The organism is Limosilactobacillus vaginalis DSM 5837 = ATCC 49540 (genome assembly GCF_000159435.1).
GTDB lineage: Bacteria > Bacillota > Bacilli > Lactobacillales > Lactobacillaceae > Limosilactobacillus > Limosilactobacillus vaginalis.
This window is the reverse complement of record NZ_GG693427.1, coordinates 1-1,154: the sequence shown is the minus strand read 5'-3', so window position 1 is coordinate 1,154 and position 1,154 is coordinate 1. Positions and strand designations below refer to the sequence as shown.

General features: G+C 44.7%; 1 protein-coding gene. It reads right to left on the bottom strand.

Annotation, left to right across the window (positions count from 1 at the left end; all coding sequences use genetic code 11):
• Positions 1-4 precede the first annotated feature (4 nt).
• Positions 5-1,154 (bottom strand): adenylosuccinate lyase (purB, locus tag HMPREF0549_RS08840; RefSeq protein ID WP_003717958.1); only part of this gene is annotated, 1,150 nt, incomplete at its 5' end.

Here is a 1,154-nt window from a genome sequence, read left to right as displayed (position 1 = left end):
CAAATTAATCCAAGCCAACCCGCTTAAAGATATCGTCAACGTGACGGAGGTGCCAGTGATAGTCAAAGGCATCGTCAAGATCTTCTTTTGAAAGTTGCTTTTGAACTGTTGGGTCAGCCTCAAGCAATGGCCGGAACGGAATTTGTTCTGCCCAGCACTTTGCAGTATATGGTTGAATCAAATCATATGCCGCTTCACGGGTCATCCCACTGTTAACTAACTTCAAAAGAACCCGACCACTGTAAATCAAGCCAAGGGTCTTATCCATGTTCTTCTTCATTGTTTCTGGGAAGACATCTAAATTATCTAAGATGCGACCAAAGCGACGAAGCATGTAATCAATTAAGGAAGTAGAATCTGGTAAAATCATCCGCTCAGCACTGGAGTGAGAAATGTCCCGTTCATGCCAAAGAGTGACATCTTCCATCGCCGTTACAACGTTTCCGCGAAGGACACGAGCACAGCCACAGATGTTTTCTGAACCAATTGGATTCCGCTTATGAGGCATTGCGGATGACCCTTTTTGTCCCTTAGCAAAGTGTTCTTCAACTTCATGAATTTCAGTCCGTTGCAGTGACCGAATTTCAGTTGCCATATTTTCCAAGCTAGTCCCCATTAACGCAATTGCGAAAATGTATTCTGCATGAAGATCACGAGGAAGAATCTGGGTTGAAATTTCTTGAGCCCGCAATCCGAGTCGTTCACAAACATACTTTTCCACGAAAGGATCAATTTCAGCAAATGTTCCTACAGCACCAGAAATCTTCCCTGCTTCAACACCACGAGCCGCATGTTCAAACCGTTCCTTGTTCCGTTTCATTTCAGAATACCAACGGGCAGCTTTTAAGCCAAAAGTCGTTGGTTCCGCATGAACACCATGGGTCCGTCCCATGCAGACAGTGTACTTATACTTCTCAGCCATCTTCTTTAGGACTGCCATAAAGTCGTCAATATCCTTCCTAATGATATCGTTAGCTTTCTTCAGACGAAGACCCTGAGCAGTATCAACAACGTCAGTACTGGTCATCCCGTAGTGAACCCACTTCCGCTCAGGTCCAAGCGACTTTGAAACGTCACGGGTAAAAGCAATCACATCATGGTGGGTAACCGCTTCAATTTCAGCGATTCCGTCAACGGAAAATTTTGCGTTTTTG